This window comes from Pannonibacter anstelovis (genome assembly GCF_036881715.1).
In the GTDB taxonomy this organism is placed as follows: Bacteria; Pseudomonadota; Alphaproteobacteria; order Rhizobiales; family Stappiaceae; genus Pannonibacter; species Pannonibacter anstelovis.
The window spans coordinates 179,643-195,669 of record NZ_JBAKBF010000009.1 but is presented as its reverse complement, the minus strand read 5'-3'; the positions used below and the strand labels follow the sequence as shown (position 1 = coordinate 195,669).

Below are 16,027 nucleotides of genomic sequence, written 5' to 3'. Positions count from 1 at the left end.
GGGGATGACTTTGGCAGCCGATGCGCCTACCTATTCCTCATGAGCCAGAACACAGTCCTTGATGCGGCGCTGCGGCAGCGGCGCGGGTTTGAAAACCGGTTGCACACGGCATTGCTTGCCGCAGGGAGCCTGATGCTGCTTGTGGTCTGCGCTTATGTTCTGGGCGGGCAGACCGGGGTTCTTTGGGCGCTGGGCGGCGGCGGCTTCATGCTCTACGGGGCAATGAATGTATCGCCCGCGCTGGTGCTGCGGCTCTATAAGGCGCGGCATCTGCCGGAACATGTGTTTCCCGAGGGCCATCAGGTGCTGACAGTGCTCGCCCGGCGGGCAGGCCTGCCGGCGGTGCCGAAGCTCTATTACGTTCCCAGCCGCATGATGAATGCCTTTGCCGTGGGCCGGGCGGAGGATGCAGCCGTCTGCGTGACGGACGGGCTGATCCGGGGGCTCACCTTGCGCGAGTTTGCGGGCGTCATGGCCCATGAGGTCAGCCACATCCGCAATGGCGATGTGCGGGTGATGGCGCTGGCCGATATCGTGGCGCGGCTCACATCCTCCATGTCTTTCGTGGGTCTGTTCCTGTTCTTCTTCCACATCCCGTCGATGATTGCAGGCGGTGCCGGTGTACCGTGGGTGCTGATCGTGCTGCTGATGGCCGCGCCAACCGTTGGCACCCTTCTGCAGCTGGCGCTGTCGCGCACACGGGAATTCGATGCCGACCTGGGTGCAGCCGAACTGACCGGCGACCCGGACGGCCTTGCCTTTGCCCTGCTGAAGCTGGAGCGTGTGCAGGGCAGGATGTGGGAAGCGATGGCCTTGCCGGGCGCGCGCATTCCCGAGCCGTCGATCCTGCGCACTCATCCCAAGACTGAAGAGCGGGTGCAGCGTCTGCGTGAACTGAAGCTTCATGGCGATCCGCTGGTCTTCGATCACGGTGCACCGGTGGCCGGAAAGTCCATCGTGCCCAATATCGGCAAGCCGCGCTTCCGCGCCCGCGGGCTTGGGGTGTGGTACTGAGCCTGCCGGCTGACGCAGAAGCGGGAAGGAATGCCGCTTTGGGGCTTGCCCTTGCGGGATGAGCGCGGCATGTATCCGCCTCCATACCAGACGGATGCTCCCTTGACCGGCACTCACGCGACAGATCCTGGATACTTCTCGGCGCCCTTGCCTGCGGGCACGGTGCTGCTGGTGGATGCGTTGAAGACGGGCAGGGCGGAGTTATTCTCCGCGCCGCGCCGTGTGCTCGCCTGCCGCAAGCTGCAGGAGGTTCCGGCGTTTCTGGCACAGCTTGAAGCGGCCCGGAAGGATGGCGCGCATCTGGCCGGGTTCTTCGCCTATGAATTCGGCTTTGCCTTCGAGCCGAAGCTGGCCTCAAGCCATCAGGATACGGGTGAGCTGCTGGGCTGGTTCGGTGTCTACGACGCGCCGCAGGAGCTGGCGCTGGCAGAGGTTTTCGCTCTGCTGGCACAGGCTTCCGGCGGGGCAGATGCGGGCGTCTCCGGCTTCTCCTACGACATGGACCGGGCCCGTTATGCTGAGGCTTTTGCCGCTGTGCAGCATCATCTGGCAGTTGGGGATATCTATCAGGCAAACCTGACCATGCGCGCCCGCTTTGCCCATCACGGGCCGGTGGAAGCGCAGTTTGCCCGGCTGCTGCGCCGCCAGCCTGTGCCTTATGCGGCTTTCATCAAGCTGGAAGACCGTGCCATCCTCTCCCTGTCGCCGGAGCTGTTTCTGGAGCGAAAAGGTGAGCTGCTGCGCACCCGGCCGATGAAGGGCACCGCCCCGCGCGGGCGCGACACTGCGGAAGATGCCGCGATTGCCGAAAGGCTCGCCAGCGATCCGAAGCAGCGGGCTGAAAACGTCATGATCGCCGATCTCATGCGCAACGACCTGTCGCGGGTGACGGAGGCTGGCTCGGTTGCCGTGCATGATGTCTTTGCGGTGGAGCGTTACCGCAGCCTGCACCAGATGGTCACCGGCGTTTCTGGCCGCATGCTGCCGGGTATGGAGCTTCCTGCCATCATCGAAGGGCTGTTTCCCTGCGGCTCGATCACGGGCGCGCCGAAGCTCAGTGCCATGCAGATCATCTGGGCGCAGGAGACGGGGCCGCGCGGCGTTTACACCGGCTCCATCGGCACCATCGCGCCCTCCGGTGATTTCAGCTTCAACGTCGCCATCCGCACGCTGGTTCTGAAGCAGGATGGCACGGGTGAGGCGGGGATCGGCTCGGGCGTGGTGTTCGATTCCGGTGCTGCGCCCGAATATGATGAATGCCTTTTGAAGCTGCGCTTTCTGACGGCGCCGGACGAGAGTTTCGAGCTGATCGAAACACTGGGCTGGACGCCGGAAGATGGCTATCTGCTGCTTGCCCGGCATCTGGCGCGGCTCAAAGACAGCGCCCGCTACTTTGGTTTTGCCTGCGATCCGGCGGGCATCGAGGCGCAGCTTGAGGAACTGGCCAGGGGTTTCACGGGGCCGCAGCGTGTGCGGCTGCTGCTGGCGGCAGATGGGGCTGTGACGCTCACCCATGCGGATTTCGTGCCCACGGCAGCGGGAGAGGTCTGGCCCGTCACCCTCTCGGCTATTCGGACCTCGGCAGAAGACCGGTTCCTCTTCCACAAGACCACCCGCCGCGCTCTGTATGATGAGAGCCTCAAGACGGCCATGGCAGCAGGGTTCAAGGAGATCCTGTTCGAAAACGAAGATGGCTTTCTGACGGAAGGCAGCTTCACCAACCTCTTCATCGCCCGCCATGGACGTTTGCTGACGCCCGCTCTGAAGCACGGCGTGCTGCCCGGCACGCTTCGGGCGGCCTTGCTGGACAAGCGCCTGGCCGCAGAAGCCGACCTGACGCGCGCCGATCTCTTCTCCGGCGCAGCGGTCTATGTAGGCAACTCCCTGCGCGGCCTCGTGCGGGTGCAACTGGTGCTGCCGGAGGACCGAGCCCCTTGAGGAGCCAGCCTGATGCCAAGGCCTTGAGATGTGCCGTCATCCCGGTGCCCTGGTCTCAATCTTTCCTTGCGCAAATGACGTAACGGTGCTGGGTTTGGCGTTCCAGCCGCTTCAGAAAGCTGAAGTTGGCCTTTTGTGCGCGGTGGACTGCGCGCATGCCGGTGTCGATCGTGATCTTGCTGAAACCCGCAGCATGGAGCAGATCCTTCACTTCGGCAGCCCTTGCTCCACCTGAGAAATGCACCCGGGACAGGATGCTCCGGTGGGTCTCGATCTGACTGTTGGCCTGATCGTTCCCGAGGGATGCATCCGGGGCGGATGTGCGGCTGGCGATCCAGGCAGCACAGCGGCTGGCGAGCCGGGCGATCAGGCTCTGGTTGACGAAATCGCCGTCGATGATGATGAGGCTTCCGCCCGGCTTCAGCACCCTGTGCCACTCCCGGAAGCAGGCCAGAGGGTCCACCAGCGTCCACACCAGATGCCGGTTAGTGATCACGTCATAGCTCTCGTCCGGCTCCATTGTGTTTTCTGCATCGCCCATGAGAAAACGGATGGCACGGCCGCGCTCGCGCGCTTTTTTCCGCGCCCGTTCCAGCATTGGTTCGGCCCAGTCCATGCCGGTGACGGAAAAGCCGAGATCATCCAGAAGGTGCGAGAGGACCGCCGTTCCGCAGGCGAGGTCAAGCACTCTTCGTCCTGCGCCTTCGCCCAGATGCTTGCGCAACAGCCCGTGCCAGGCGGCCCGTTCCGCTTCGGAGAAGATTTCATGGCCGGGCTGCAGGTCGAAGGTTTCAGCCCGCAGGGACCAGTAGGCCTGGATCTCTTCTCTGAGGTTATGGTTCGTGCGAAAGGCAGCTTCGTTCATCGCGGCTTGTTCCTGCAGGATGAAAGTCAATCTGGAAAGCTTCTAAAAGATAAAAGTTGACTTTTAAAGTCATAAAAAATAGTGCTCGTCTATATTTTCCGTCAGGAGATGCAATCGTGATGCAGTTCAAGAACGTGGCCTTTGCCGCGATGGCTTTGCTCGCCCTGGTTTCAGGCGCCAGTGCAGCCGAAAAGGTCAAGATTATCGATGTGACAGGCCGTGAAGTCGAGGTATCCGTGCCTGCGCAACGCGTCATTCTCGGAGAAGGCCGCCAGATCTATTTCGTTGCTGCACTCGATACGGAAGATCCGTTTGGCCGTGTTGCAGGCTGGCGGGACGATTTCAAGAAGGCGGATCTCGACGGCTACAATGCCTATCTCGAAAAATTCCCCGGGATGGAAAAGATTCCGACCTTCGGTGGCATGAAGGACGGCACCTTCGACATTGAACAGGCCGTGGCGCTGAAGCCTGACGTGATCATCATGAACACGGAAGCCAAGTCGGCCACTGAAGAGGCCGGTTACATCGAGAAGCTGGCCAAGGTCGGCATTCCGCTGGTCTACATCGACTTCCGCGAAAAGCCGATGCAGAACACCGATGCTTCCATGCATATCATCGGCCAGCTGCTGGGCAAGGAAGACCGTGCCGAAGAGTTCGTGGCCTTCCGTCAGGCGCAGATCGCCAAGGTCACTGAGACACTGGAGAAGGCGGTTGACCTGAAAAAGCCGCTTGTCTTCGTTGAGCGCGCGGGTGGCTACAGCGAAGATTGCTGCATGTCCTTCGGCAACGAGAACTTCGGCAAGATGGTGGAATTGGCCGGTGGCGTGAACATGGGCACCGAGTTCATTCCCGGTACCTTCGGCACCGTCAATCCGGAACAGATCATTGCCTCGAACCCGGACCAGATCATCATCACCGGTTCCAACTGGGAGCTTTACGTTCCGGGCGGCAGCTGGGTCGGCGTTGGTCCAGGGGCGGACCAGACGGAGGCCGTGCGCAAGCTGGGCAATCTGATGCAGCGTCCGGCCTTCACCGGGATCAAGGCCGTCAAGGACGGGAATGTCCATGCCATCTGGCATCAGTTTTACAACAGTCCCTATCAGTTCGTGGCCGTTCAGCAGATGGCCAAGTGGCTGCACCCGGAGCTGTTCAAGGATCTTGATGCGGATGCAACCTTCAAGGAGCTGCATGACCGCTTCCTGCCGGTGGACTACCGTCCGGGGTACTTCGCCTCACTGAAGTCCGCCGGGTAACCGTCCGCACCCGTCTCATGCCCGGCGCCCCTGCATCCTGCACGGCGCCGGGCCGCATTTTTGAGGGAGTGTCATCCATGGCAGTCATGGTGGATGAAGAGCTTGCGGCCGGGGGCAGTGCGCAGTACCGCGCTCTTGCCGCCCGGCGCCTTCTGTTTCTTGGTGCCATGCTCGGCGCTCTGCTTCTCAGTCTTGCCCTCGACATGGGCCTTGGGCCCGCCCGCTACACCATTGGCGAGGTGATCTCCGCCATCGTCAGCCCGTCCACCGTGTCCGATCAGCTCCGGGTCGTCATCTGGGACATCCGTATGCCGATCGCGCTGATGGCGGTGACCGTCGGCGGCTGCCTGTCGCTGGCAGGCGCGCAGATGCAGACGATCCTGGCAAATCCTCTGGCCAGCCCATTCACGCTGGGCATCTCCGCCGCTGCCGGTTTCGGTGCAGCGCTGGCGCTGGTGGGCGGGGTCGCGATCTTTCCGGCAGCACTGCATTATATGGTGCCCATCAACGCCTTTCTGATGGCGATGCTGGCCTCGCTGTTCATCTATGGTGCCTCGAACCTGCGCGGCGTGACGGTGGAAACCATCATCCTGCTTGGCATCGCGCTGGTCTTTACCTTCAATGCGCTTCTCGCGCTGATGCAATATCTTGCGTCCGAACAGGCGCTTGCGGCGGTCGTTTTCTGGACCATGGGCTCGCTCACCAAAGCTACCTGGAGCAAGGTGGCGGTCACGGGGGCTGTTCTCCTTTTTTGTGCGCCGCTCTTTGCCCGTCAGGCCTGGGCGCTGACAGCCCTGCGCCTTGGCGATGACAAGGCGGCATCCTTCGGCGTCAACGTCAAGCGCCTCCGGCTGGAAACGCTGTTGCTGGTCAGCTTGCTGGCTGCGATCCCGGTGTCCTTCGTTGGCACTATCGGTTTTGTCGGTCTCGTTGGGCCGCATATTGCCCGGATGGTGGTGGGGGAGGACCAGCGCTTCTTCCTGCCCGCCTCGATCCTGTGCGGCGCTCTGCTTCTGTCGGTCACTTCGGTCGTCTCCAAGGTGCTGCTGCCCGGGGCGATCCTGCCCATCGGCGTGGTTACCGCGCTGGTTGGCGTTCCCTTCTTCTTCTCTCTTATTTTCACCAACCGGAGGAAGGCATGGTAAGTGTCAGGCTTGAGACGCTCGGCGCGAAATACGGCCGGGCCACCGTTTTCTCCGGCATCACCACGGGCGATATCAACGGCGGCGCACTGACTGCCGTCATTGGCCCCAACGCGGCGGGAAAGTCCACGCTGTTCAAGCGCATTGCCGGGCTCCTCAAAGGAGAGGGCGTGGTGCACGTGAGCGGTGCGGACAATCTGGACCAGCCGGTCTGCTACATGCCGCAGGATACGGGTGCCAATGCGGTGCTGACGGTCTATGAATCCGTGCTTCTTGCCGCCAAGCAGGGCGGAACCTGGAAGGTGGAAGCGGGCGAACTGGCGGAAATCGACCGGGTGCTGCACGCGCTCAAGATCACCGATCTGGCGTTCCGTGATCTTGGCCAGCTTTCCGGCGGTCAGCGCCAGCTGGTGGCCATCGCCCAGGCGCTGGTTCGCAAGCCGCGTGTGCTCCTGATGGACGAACCCACGTCGGCACTGGATCTCTTCCGCCAGATCGAGGTGCTGCAGTTCATGAAGAGCCTCGCCGCCCGCGACGGCATGGCCGTGCTCATTGCCCTGCATGACCTCAATCATGCCATGCGCTACTGCGAGCACGCCATGGTGGTTGCCAAAGGCAGGCTGGTTGCCAGCGGCGCAGTTCAGGAGGTCATCACTCCAGCCATGCTGCGCGAAGTCTACAAGGTGGAAGCCCGGATCGAACCCTGCACGCTGGGCCGCCCGCAGATCATTGTGGATGCGGCGCTGGTGGCGTGAAAGCCAGGCTTCATTTAGCCAGCAAAATTAAAAACAAAAGCCCCGCCGGAGCGGTCTCCGGCGGGGCTTTTGTTGCAGGAACTATTCCGGTCAGCCGCGCAGCGTGCCGCCGGTGGCCTTTTCGACGGCAGCGACGATCTTCTTCGCCACGGCTTCGATTTCCTCTTCCGTCAGCGTCTTGGCCTTGGGCTGCAGGGTCACGTCGATGGCGAGCGACTTCTTGCCTTCGCCGACGCCTGCGCCTTCGTAGATGTCGAACAGAGCCACATCGCTGATCAGCACCTTGTCAGCGCCCTTGGCCGCCTTCAGCAGCTTGTCGGCAGTCACATCCGCATTCACCACGAAGGCGAAGTCGCGGCGCACCGGCATGAGGTCGGCCACGTCCAGCGCGCCCTTGGAGCGGGTTGCCTTGGCCTTCGATTCAGGCACGGCGTCGAAATGGATCTCGAAGCCGACCATCGGGCCTTCCGCATCCATCAGGCCGAGGGTGCGCGGGTGGATCTCGCCGAACACGGCCAGCGCCACCTTCGGACCCAGCTTCAGTGCGCCGGAGCGGCCCGGATGGAACCAGCCCGGTGCATCGGTGAAGACCTGCAGCTTGTCCACCGGCGCACCGATGGCGGCGAGCACGGCTTCGGCATCTGCCTTGGCATCGAATACGTCAACGCTCCCGGCTGCACCCGTCCAGTGGCGGCCGCCGCCGGTCATCTTGGCCGTGCCGCGGCGGATGCCGGCAGCTACCATGCGCTGGCCTTCCGGCGTGTCATCCACGAACACCTGACCGACCTCGAACAGTGCCACATCGGCAAAGCCGCGGTCGGCATTGCGCTGGGCAGCGGCGATGAGGCCCGGCAGCAGGCTGGGGCGCATGTTGGAAAGGTCAGCCGAAATCGGGTTGGCCAGTTCCAGCACCGGATTGCCGCCGCCGAAGGCCTCCGCTTGATCCTTGGAGATGAAGGACCATGTGACCGCCTCGTCCATGCCGCGTGCGGCCAGCGTGCGGCGGGCGCGGGAGCGGCGGATCTGGCCGGTGGTCAGCACCTTGGCGCCGACAGAGCCGGAGCGCGGCAGCGGCACCGGAGCGACGCGGTCGAGGCCAACAATGCGCACCACTTCCTCGGCAAGGTCCGCCTTGCCTTCGATGTCCGGACGCCAGCTCGGCGGAGCAACGCGCACCACATCGCCCTGGCCAGTGACCCAGAAGCCGAGAGCCTTCAGGATCATGTTGATTTCCACCTTGGAAATCTCCAGCCCGGTCAGGCGCTTCACTTCCGCATAGGGGAATTCGATGATGCGCACGTTCTCCGGCACGGTGCCGGTGGTGACCAGTTCGGAGGCTTCGCCGCCGCACAGGTCGAGCACCAGCTGCGTTGCCATCTCGAGGCCGGGGATCATGAAGTCCGGATCAACGCCGCGCTCGAAACGGTAGCGCGCATCGGTGTTGACGCCCAGCTTGCGGCCGGTGCGGGCAATGCCGTTCTCGTCCCAAAGGGCCGACTCGATCAGCACATCGACGGTGGTCTCGTCACAGCCTGAATGCTCACCGCCCAGAATGCCGCCAAGGGACTCAACGCCCTTGTCATCGGAGATGACGCACATGCTGCCGTCGAGCTGATAGGTCTTGCCGTTAAGGCCGAGGATTTCCTCGCCCTCCTTTGCCCGGCGCACCACCAGATTGCCCGCAACCTTCGCCGCATCGAACACATGCAGCGGGCGGGCCTGATCGAAGGTCATGTAGTTGGTGATGTCCACCAGCGCGTTGATCGGGCGCAGGCCGATGGCCTTCAGCCGGTCCTGCATCCACTTCGGCGAAGGGCCGTTCTTCACGCCGCGCACCAGCCGCAGGCCGAAGGCCTTGCAGAGGGCTTCCGTATCACCGAAGTCGAGCGTCACGTTCGTGGGGCAGGGGAAGCTGCCGCGCACCGGGGTGATCTTGCGCTCCTTCAGTTTGCCAAGGCCGGCCGCTGCCAGATCCCGGGCAACGCCATAGACGCCCGTGCAGTCCGGACGGTTCGGCGTCAGGCCGATCTCGATGACCGGATCATTGAGGCCGAGATAATCGGCATAGGACATGCCGACGGGGGCATCTTCCGGCAGGTCGATGATGCCGTTGTGCTCTTCCGACAGCTCCAGCTCGCGCTCGGAGCACATCATGCCGAAGCTCTCCACGTCGCGGATCTTGCCCACGGAAAGCGTGACATCAAGGCCCGGCACATAGTCGCCCGGCAGGCCCAGCACGCCGACAAGGCCGGTGCGGGCATTGGGCGCGCCGCAAACCACCTGCAGCAGGGTGCCGGAGCCATTGTCCACCTTCAGCACGCGCAGGCGGTCCGCATTCGGGTGCTGCTCGGCAGACACGACCTTTGCAATGCGGAAAGGCGCGAGTTTCGCCGCCGGGTCGGTGACTTCCTCGACTTCGAGGCCGATCATGGTCAGGCGCTCGACGATTTCGTCCAGCGTTGCCTCGGTCTCCAGATGCTCCTTGAGCCAGGACAGGGTGAATTTCATCGGTGCAATCTCATCTTGTTGCCGCCCGGCTGCCGCCCGAAGGGGCGCCCGGCGCAGTCAGAAAATCAGGTCTCAGCTCGACAGGCCGCCGAACAGGGTCGGCAGGTCGAGGGGGCGGAAGCCGTAGTGCTTCAGCCAGCGCACGTCGGCATCGAAGAAGGCGCGCAGGTCCGGCATGCCGTATTTCAGCATGGCGATGCGGTCGATGCCCATGCCCCAGGCAAAGCCCTGATACTCGTCCGGATCCAGCCCGCAGTTGCGGATGACATTGGGATGCACCATGCCGCAGCCGAGGATTTCCAGCCAGTCATTGCCCTCGCCGAACTTCACCTCAGCACCGGAGCGGTCGCACTGGATGTCCACTTCCATGGACGGCTCGGTGAAGGGGAAGAACGACGGGCGGAAGCGCATCTTGATGTCGTTCACCTCGAAGAAGGCCTTGCAGAATTCTTCGAGGATCCACTTCAGATGGCCCATGTGGCTGCCTTTGTCGATGACGAGGCCTTCCACCTGATGGAACATCGGCGTGTGGGTCTGGTCACTGTCGCAGCGGTAGGTGCGGCCTGGGATGATGACGCGGATCGGCGGGGTCTGCGAGCGCATGGTGCGGATCTGCACCGGCGAGGTGTGGGTGCGCAGCAGCAGGCGTTCGCCGTTTTCCTTCGGATTGAAGAAGAACGTGTCATGCATGTCGCGTGCCGGATGGCCGAGCGGGAAGTTCAGCGCGGTGAAGTTCAGCTCGTCCGTCTCGATATCCGGGCCTTCGGCAACGGCAAAGCCCATGTCGGCGAAGATGGCGGTCAGCTCGTCGATCACCTGCGCGATCGGATGCACGCGGCCCGTTTCGGCAGGAGCGGCCCGCAACGGCAGGGTCACGTCCACCCGCTCGCTGGCCAGGCGCGCCTCAAGGGCTGCTTCCTTCAGCACGTCCTTGCGGGCGGCGATCTCGTCGGTGACGCGGGTCTTCAGGCTGTTCAGCGCCGGGCCCTTGCTCTGGCGCTCTTCCGGGCTCATGGAGCCCAGCGTCTTCATCAGTTCAGAGATGCTGCCCTTCTTGCCGAGGGCGGCGATGCGCACCTCCTCAAGGGCGGCCTCGGTTGCCGCCGCAGCAATGGCTGCGGAGATCTCGGAGTACAGGCTGTCGATATCGGACATGAGCTCTTCGGTCGTTGGTTGGCTGTGGCCGCCGGAGCGGGCCACGGGCTTGAGGCGAATGCAAGGATTGCGGGTCTTTTAGCAGAAAAGGCAGGCGATGCCACAGCCAAGCCACAGGGATGTGACGGGCAGCAGGCCTGAGGTTGGCCAGAAGCTGGGCAGGCGCGAAAAAGCTGCGTGCGCCCGGCTCAGGCCGAGCGGCTAAATCGTCCGCAGGCGGAGCCCTGCGCGGCGGTGTTGCGGAGACGGCGCACGGCAAAACGGCGCGCGCAAAGCTCATGCGCGGTGCCAGTCATGTTTGCGATGCAAGGTGCCAGTGTCACGGCCGTTTCATCCCGCAGTCCGGTTTGGAAGCGGCACGAGTATACGTGCCCGCCGCCCGATGGCAAGCCCGCAGGCAGAAGAACCAGCCGCAGCGTGCCACTGCTGCGGCTGGTGCCGGATCATACCAACTCTCGATGAGCTTGACTCATCGGGAGTTGGTTAAGCCTGTGCGGCGCTTGAGCAATTTCAAGGCGTGATGCGTCAGCATCGAAAGCCTTGGTATCAGATGCTCTTGAGGTAAGCCGCGATGATGTCGCGTGCGGCTTCCAAGTCCTTGCGGGCGATCATTTCGGTGACCGTGTGGATGTAGCGGGTGCCGACGACGATGCCGACGGCACGGGCGCCTGCGGCGGCCTGCTGGGCGGCTGCGCCATCCTGACCGCCCGAGCGCAGCATGGTGCGCTGGTAGGGGATCTTTTCCTTGATGGCCAGCTCCTCGATCTCGCTGACCAGCGCCCGGTCGGCAATGAAGGAGCCGTCCTTCACATGCAGGCCGAAACCGCCACCCATGACCGTGGTGCGGTCCTGCTCCGGCACACCCGGCGTGTCGCAGGCCAGCGTTACGTCGATACCGAGGCCGATATCCGGCTTGATGGCATAGGCCGCTGTACGGGCGCCTCGCAGACCCACTTCCTCCTGCGCCGTGAAGGCGACGTGGATCTCGCACTCATGCTTGGCCTTGCCAAGCGCACGGATGGCTTCGATGCCCAGCCAGCAGGCGATGCGGTTGTCCAGCGCCTTGGAGACGATGCTGTCGCCCATTTCCAGGAACGGCTCGTCCATGGTTACCATGTCGCCGATGCGCACGATGTCCTTGGCCTTCTCGCCGAGGCCCATGTCGATGACGAACTCGTCCGGCTCCGGCACCTTCTTGCGTTCTTCCGGCGAAGAGATATGCACCGGCTTGCCGCCGGGGTTCATCACGCCCTTGAAGTCGCCCTTGTCGGTGGACACCAGCACGCGGCGGGAGAAGAGATTGCGCGGATCAAAGCCGCCGACCGGATGCACATGGACGAAGCCCTTGTCCGTCACATGGGAAACGAGGAAGCCGATCTCGTCCATGTGGCAGAGCAGCATCACCTTGAGCGGCGACTTGGACTTCTTGCGCGGATCGCGCCGGCACAGCAGCGAGCCCATGGCATCGGTGCGCACCTCATCGAAGAGATCTTTGATCTCGGCTTCGATGAGGGCGCGGACCCGGTGCTCATGTCCGGGCACGCCCGGAGTTTCGCAAAGGCGGCGGAGCAGGTCGATATTCATGGAAAGAGGTTCCCGAAGGTGATTTGACGCCTTCAGATTAGGTCATGCCGAAGGGAGACGGAAGTCCCTGCCTTTGGATGGCAGGCCTGGCGGGCGGCGCGCCGTCCGCTGCCCGGTTCAAAGCAAAACCCCGGCACGGGCCTGAGCCGGAACCGGGGTCGAAAGATACAGCGGCGTTCTGCCTGCCTTACTCGGCGGCGTTCGCCGGCTCTGCCTGCAGCAGGCCGTAGCGCTCGATGCCGATGCGCTCGATCAGTTCCAGCTGGGTTTCGAGGAAGTCGATGTGGCTTTCTTCATCACCCATCAGCTGCTCGAACAGGGCCATGGTCACATAGTCACCGGCCTCGTGGCAGACTTCGCGGGCTTCCTTGTAGAGGGCGCGGGCAGAATATTCACCGGCCAGATCGCACTCGACGCATTCCTTCAGGGACTGGCCGATGCGCAGCGGGTCAAGCGTCTGCAGGTTCGGATAGCCTTCGAGGAAGAGGATGCGCTCGATCAGCTTATCGGCGTGCTGCATCTCCTCGATGGATTCCTCGCGCTCCTTCTTGGCGAGCTTGGTGAAGCCCCAGTCTTCCAGCAGGCGGCCATGCAGCCAGTACTGGTTGACGGCCGTCAGCTCGTGGCGCAGGGCCTTGTTCAGATATTCGATGACCTTTGTATCGCCCTTCATGGCAGCCTCTCTCTCAGTGGTGCTTGTCAGTTTTTAGCGGTCTTCTGGCTCGCCTTCCAGTGGCGCCGCCGCTTTTCTTCCCGCCTTATCGGCGTTCTGGTGAATGATATCAATGACATTCGGGAAGCATCCGCCGCAGCGGGGCCGGCATCCGAGCTTGCGGAAAACGGCGCCGGGCGTGGGCAGCCGGGCGTCCGGATCTGCGCGCATCTCCTCGGCCGCCTGACGCAGCTGCTTGTCGGACAACACATTGCAGGAACAGATGATCATGAACCGGACTTGTCTGGGTTACGGCACAGCTTGCCATGGCCTTTCATGGACCATCTGGCTATCACGCGACCGGCGGGATAAACTAAAGTTTCCACGCCAAGTCAACTTTATCTAGTGCATCTTTCCGTCAAAGGCCAATCATGAGTGAAGCTGTCACATCTGCCGCCGCTCCGCGCCGGGTTCTCGTGCTCACGGGGGCGAGCCGGGGCATCGGCCATGCCACGGTGAAGCGCTTTTCTGCCGATGGCTGGCGGGTGATCACCTGCTCACGCCACCCCTTTTCGGACAAATGCCCCTGGCCGTCGGGGCCTGAGGATCACATTGAGGTGGATCTTGCCGATCCGGCGAACCTTGCGGGGGCCATTGAGGAAATCCGTGGCTGGCTGAAGGCCGATGGCTCGCGTCTCGACGCACTCGTCAACAATGCCGGCATCAGCCCCAAGAACCAGGATGGTCAGCGGCTGGATTCCTTCTCCACGCCGCTCGATGTGTGGCATCAGGTGTTCCAGGTGAACTTCTTTGCGCCCATCACGCTGGCGCGGGGCCTTTTTCCGGAACTGAAGGCCGCGCAGGGCTCCATCGTCAACGTCACATCGATTGCAGGGGTGAGGGTGCATCCCTTTGCCGGTACGGCCTATGCCACCTCAAAGGCGGCGCTCGCCTCGCTGACACGTGAAATGGCGGCCGATTTCGGGCCTCACGGTATCCGCGTCAATGCCATCGCACCGGGGGAGATCGATACGTCAATTCTGTCACCGGGAACGGAAAAGCTGGTGGATGCACTGCCTCTGCGGCGCCTTGGGCAGCCGGCTGAAGTCGCTGACACAATTCACTTTCTCTGCAGCAGCCCGTCTTCCTATGTCACGGGTGCAGAGATCCACATCAATGGCGGGCAGCATGTCTGAAGGCGGGGTTTCATCGTATTCGTCAGGATGAGAATACCGGGATGTTTGCGTAATAATGTGCAGAATCCGGGCTGCTCCCTATTCGCCGGTCCAATTCTGAATGTGTACGGTCTTGAAGCAGGCTTTGCCGATTTTTACGCAACGTTAAATGGACTAAAGGATAGTTGTCTCAGTATTATTCCTGATAGGCCATCCCGATGCAGAATCCCTTCTCCCGTTTGCGTATCTCGGCAGCCCTTGCCGTCACGAGCTGCGTCATGGTTGCCGTCTCGCTCGCTGTCGTCGGAGCGATTGTCTATTCGGTGATGGTCAGTGGTGCGGCAGATGACGCCGTTGCCCAGCAGAACGCCAGCCTGCGCGTCGCGGCGACGATCCTTGAACGGGATGTGCCCGGCGTGAAGGTGACATGGGCGGCGGATGGCAACGTGAGCCGCATTCAGGCCGACGCCATTCCGGAGTTCGCCGCCCATGACATGATCGATGCAGTCGGCCGTATGACGGGTGAGACGGCGACGGTCTTCGCTTGGGACGCGCAGCAGCGGGATTTCATCCGCAAGACGACCAACATCATCAAGGCCGATGGCGCCCGGGCTGTTGGCACCCCGCTGGGGCAGAATGGCGCGGTCTATCCGGTGGTGATGAAGGGGCAGACCTACCGGGGCGAGGCGGTCATTCTCGGCAAGCCTTATTTCACCATCTATGCGCCTGTCATGAGCTCCAGCGGCACGCCGGTCGGTATCCTTTATGCCGGCGTTGAGCGCACGAAGATCATGGCTGGCGTCGATACGATGATGACCCGCCTTGGCATGGCTGTGCTGCCGGTCCTTCTGGTCGCTGTTGGCGTTGCCGTATTTGCATCGCGGCATCTGCTGGCGCCAGTGACGAAACTGGCGGAAGTGACGGGCCAAATCGCTGCGGAAGATCTTGAGGCGGAAGTCCCCTTCACGGAGCGGACCGATCAGATCGGCACGATGGCCAAGGCTGTCGCGACCCTGCGTCAAAGCTCTATCGAGCGCCGCCGTCTTGCCGAAACGGAGGCCAGCGCCGGTCAGGAGCGTCTTGCCCGTCAGCAGCGCATGGAGGAGCTGATCGGCAGCTTCCGCCACCAGATCCAGTCCATGCTGAATGCGGCAGGTGAAACGGCACAGGAACTGACGGGAACGGCGAGCAAGCTGGCCGACCTTGCCCGCGCCGGTGCAGCGCGAGCCAGCGATACCGAAAATGCCACCCACGAAACCAGCGGCAATGTCCAGACGGTGGCGAGCGCTGCCGAAGAACTGTCAGCCTCCATCGGCGAGATCCGCCGTCAGGTTGGCCAGACCACTGGCGTGGTCAGCAAGGCAACCGAAGGCACCCGGGTCACCAATCACAAGGTTGAAAGCTTGGCAGCTTCCGCAGCCAAGATCGGTGAAGTGGTGACACTTATCCAGGCCATTGCCGAACAGACGAATCTGCTGGCGCTGAATGCCACGATCGAGGCCGCCCGCGCTGGCGAGGCAGGCAAGGGCTTTGCCGTTGTGGCGGCTGAAGTGAAGGGGCTGGCCAATCAGACCTCGAAGGCAACGGAAGAGATCGCCGGACAGATCGCGGCCATTCAGTCAGCCACCGAAGAGGCCGTCGAGGCCATTGGCGCCATCACCCGTACCATGGAAGAGGTCAACAGCTACACCTCCGCCATTGCCTCTGCCGTCGAGCAGCAGGGCGCAGCGACCTCGGAAATCTCGCGCAATGTGCAGAGGGCTTCCGCCGGCACGCAGTCGGTTGCTGGCAATATGAACGAACTGGCCCGCACGGTTGATCAAACCGCAGAATCCGCTGACCATGTGCTCGGCGCCTCGGCCGATCTGGCGGGCCATACCGATCTGCTTCGCAGGGAGATTGAAGGTTTCCTGACGAAGGTCGCCGCTGCCTGATCCCGAACCGCAGTCTTCCCGGACATGCATCGCAGCTGTCCGGGAAGGCTGC

General features: G+C 62.8%; 13 protein-coding genes. 7 read left to right on the top strand and 6 right to left on the bottom strand.

Going from position 1 to position 16,027, the window contains the following annotated elements; genetic code table 11:
• Window positions 1-39: 39 nt before the first annotated feature.
• Window positions 40-1,014: a zinc metalloprotease HtpX gene (locus tag V6L75_RS15175; RefSeq protein ID WP_334252322.1), complete on the top strand. Its 975-nt coding sequence runs from the start codon at window positions 40-42 to the stop codon at window positions 1,012-1,014.
• 69 nt (window positions 1,015-1,083) lie between these two features.
• Window positions 1,084-2,952: an aminodeoxychorismate synthase component I gene (gene pabB / locus V6L75_RS15170; protein ID WP_334252321.1), complete on the top strand. Its 1,869-nt coding sequence runs from the start codon at window positions 1,084-1,086 to the stop codon at window positions 2,950-2,952.
• 55 nt (window positions 2,953-3,007) lie between these two features.
• On the opposite strand, the gene V6L75_RS15165 is transcribed toward pabB, so the two are convergent.
• The gene (locus V6L75_RS15165) at window positions 3,008-3,817 is read right to left on the bottom strand and encodes a class I SAM-dependent methyltransferase (RefSeq protein ID WP_334252320.1); all 810 of its coding nucleotides are present in this window, start codon (window positions 3,815-3,817) and stop codon (window positions 3,008-3,010) included.
• A 119-nt stretch (window positions 3,818-3,936) separates the two neighbouring features.
• On the opposite strand from V6L75_RS15165, the gene V6L75_RS15160 reads away from it, so the two are divergent.
• From V6L75_RS15160 to V6L75_RS15150, 3 genes are all read left to right on the top strand, one after another.
• Window positions 3,937-5,070 carry an ABC transporter substrate-binding protein gene (locus V6L75_RS15160; RefSeq protein ID WP_334252319.1) on the top strand — a complete coding sequence of 378 codons (1,134 nt, stop codon included), beginning with the start codon at window positions 3,937-3,939 and terminating at the stop codon, window positions 5,068-5,070.
• A gap of 77 nt (window positions 5,071-5,147) precedes the next feature.
• Window positions 5,148-6,215, top strand: coding sequence for a FecCD family ABC transporter permease (locus V6L75_RS15155; protein ID WP_334252318.1), 1,068 nt, complete (start codon window positions 5,148-5,150; stop codon window positions 6,213-6,215).
• On the top strand, window positions 6,209-6,967 hold the full coding sequence (locus V6L75_RS15150; protein ID WP_334252317.1) for an ABC transporter ATP-binding protein: 759 nt from the start codon (window positions 6,209-6,211) through the stop codon (window positions 6,965-6,967). The genes V6L75_RS15155 and V6L75_RS15150 overlap by 7 nt, the downstream gene beginning before the upstream one ends.
• Window positions 6,968-7,057: 90 nt before the next feature.
• On the opposite strand, the gene pheT is transcribed toward V6L75_RS15150, so the two are convergent.
• The 5 genes from pheT to V6L75_RS15125 all read right to left on the bottom strand — a co-directional run bounded on the left by pheT (window position 7,058) and on the right by V6L75_RS15125 (window position 13,157).
• Window positions 7,058-9,475: a phenylalanine--tRNA ligase subunit beta gene (pheT, locus tag V6L75_RS15145; RefSeq protein WP_334252316.1), complete on the bottom strand. Its 2,418-nt coding sequence runs from the start codon at window positions 9,473-9,475 to the stop codon at window positions 7,058-7,060.
• Window positions 9,476-9,547: 72 nt separating this feature from the next.
• A complete protein-coding gene (gene pheS / locus V6L75_RS15140; RefSeq protein ID WP_334252315.1) occupies window positions 9,548-10,630 on the bottom strand; it encodes a phenylalanine--tRNA ligase subunit alpha in 1,083 nt (360 codons plus the stop codon).
• 546 nt (window positions 10,631-11,176) lie between these two features.
• On the bottom strand, window positions 11,177-12,214 hold the full coding sequence (locus V6L75_RS15135) for a M42 family metallopeptidase (RefSeq protein ID WP_334252314.1): 1,038 nt from the start codon (window positions 12,212-12,214) through the stop codon (window positions 11,177-11,179).
• Window positions 12,215-12,401: 187 nt separating this feature from the next.
• Entirely contained in the window at window positions 12,402-12,887 is a 486-nt protein-coding gene (bfr, locus tag V6L75_RS15130) for a bacterioferritin (RefSeq protein WP_019963467.1), read from the bottom strand.
• Window positions 12,888-12,920: 33 nt separating this feature from the next.
• Entirely contained in the window at window positions 12,921-13,157 is a 237-nt protein-coding gene (locus tag V6L75_RS15125; RefSeq protein WP_334252313.1) for a (2Fe-2S)-binding protein, read from the bottom strand.
• Window positions 13,158-13,297: 140 nt separating this feature from the next.
• On the opposite strand from V6L75_RS15125, the gene V6L75_RS15120 reads away from it, so the two are divergent.
• Together V6L75_RS15120 and V6L75_RS15115 are read left to right on the top strand one after the other, a co-directional pair.
• A complete protein-coding gene (locus tag V6L75_RS15120; RefSeq protein ID WP_334252312.1) occupies window positions 13,298-14,062 on the top strand; it encodes an SDR family NAD(P)-dependent oxidoreductase in 765 nt (254 codons plus the stop codon).
• 197 nt (window positions 14,063-14,259) lie between these two features.
• A complete protein-coding gene (locus V6L75_RS15115; protein WP_334252311.1) occupies window positions 14,260-15,975 on the top strand; it encodes a methyl-accepting chemotaxis protein in 1,716 nt (571 codons plus the stop codon).
• Window positions 15,976-16,027 lie beyond the last annotated feature (52 nt).

Coding starts and splice junctions, on each gene's coding strand:
- V6L75_RS15175 (WP_334252322.1), top strand. CDS start 40: ATGAGCCAGAACACAGTCCTTGATGCGGCGCTGCGGCAGCGGCGCGGG.
- pabB (WP_334252321.1), top strand. CDS start 1,084: ATGTATCCGCCTCCATACCAGACGGATGCTCCCTTGACCGGCACTCAC.
- V6L75_RS15165 (WP_334252320.1), bottom strand. CDS start 3,817: ATGAACGAAGCTGCCTTTCGCACGAACCATAACCTCAGAGAAGAGATC.
- V6L75_RS15160 (WP_334252319.1), top strand. CDS start 3,937: ATGCAGTTCAAGAACGTGGCCTTTGCCGCGATGGCTTTGCTCGCCCTG.
- V6L75_RS15155 (WP_334252318.1), top strand. CDS start 5,148: ATGGCAGTCATGGTGGATGAAGAGCTTGCGGCCGGGGGCAGTGCGCAG.
- V6L75_RS15150 (WP_334252317.1), top strand. CDS start 6,209: ATGGTAAGTGTCAGGCTTGAGACGCTCGGCGCGAAATACGGCCGGGCC.
- pheT (WP_334252316.1), bottom strand. CDS start 9,475: ATGAAATTCACCCTGTCCTGGCTCAAGGAGCATCTGGAGACCGAGGCA.
- pheS (WP_334252315.1), bottom strand. CDS start 10,630: ATGTCCGATATCGACAGCCTGTACTCCGAGATCTCCGCAGCCATTGCT.
- V6L75_RS15135 (WP_334252314.1), bottom strand. CDS start 12,214: ATGAATATCGACCTGCTCCGCCGCCTTTGCGAAACTCCGGGCGTGCCC.
- bfr (WP_019963467.1), bottom strand. CDS start 12,887: ATGAAGGGCGATACAAAGGTCATCGAATATCTGAACAAGGCCCTGCGC.
- V6L75_RS15125 (WP_334252313.1), bottom strand. CDS start 13,157: ATGATCATCTGTTCCTGCAATGTGTTGTCCGACAAGCAGCTGCGTCAG.
- V6L75_RS15120 (WP_334252312.1), top strand. CDS start 13,298: ATGAGTGAAGCTGTCACATCTGCCGCCGCTCCGCGCCGGGTTCTCGTG.
- V6L75_RS15115 (WP_334252311.1), top strand. CDS start 14,260: ATGCAGAATCCCTTCTCCCGTTTGCGTATCTCGGCAGCCCTTGCCGTC.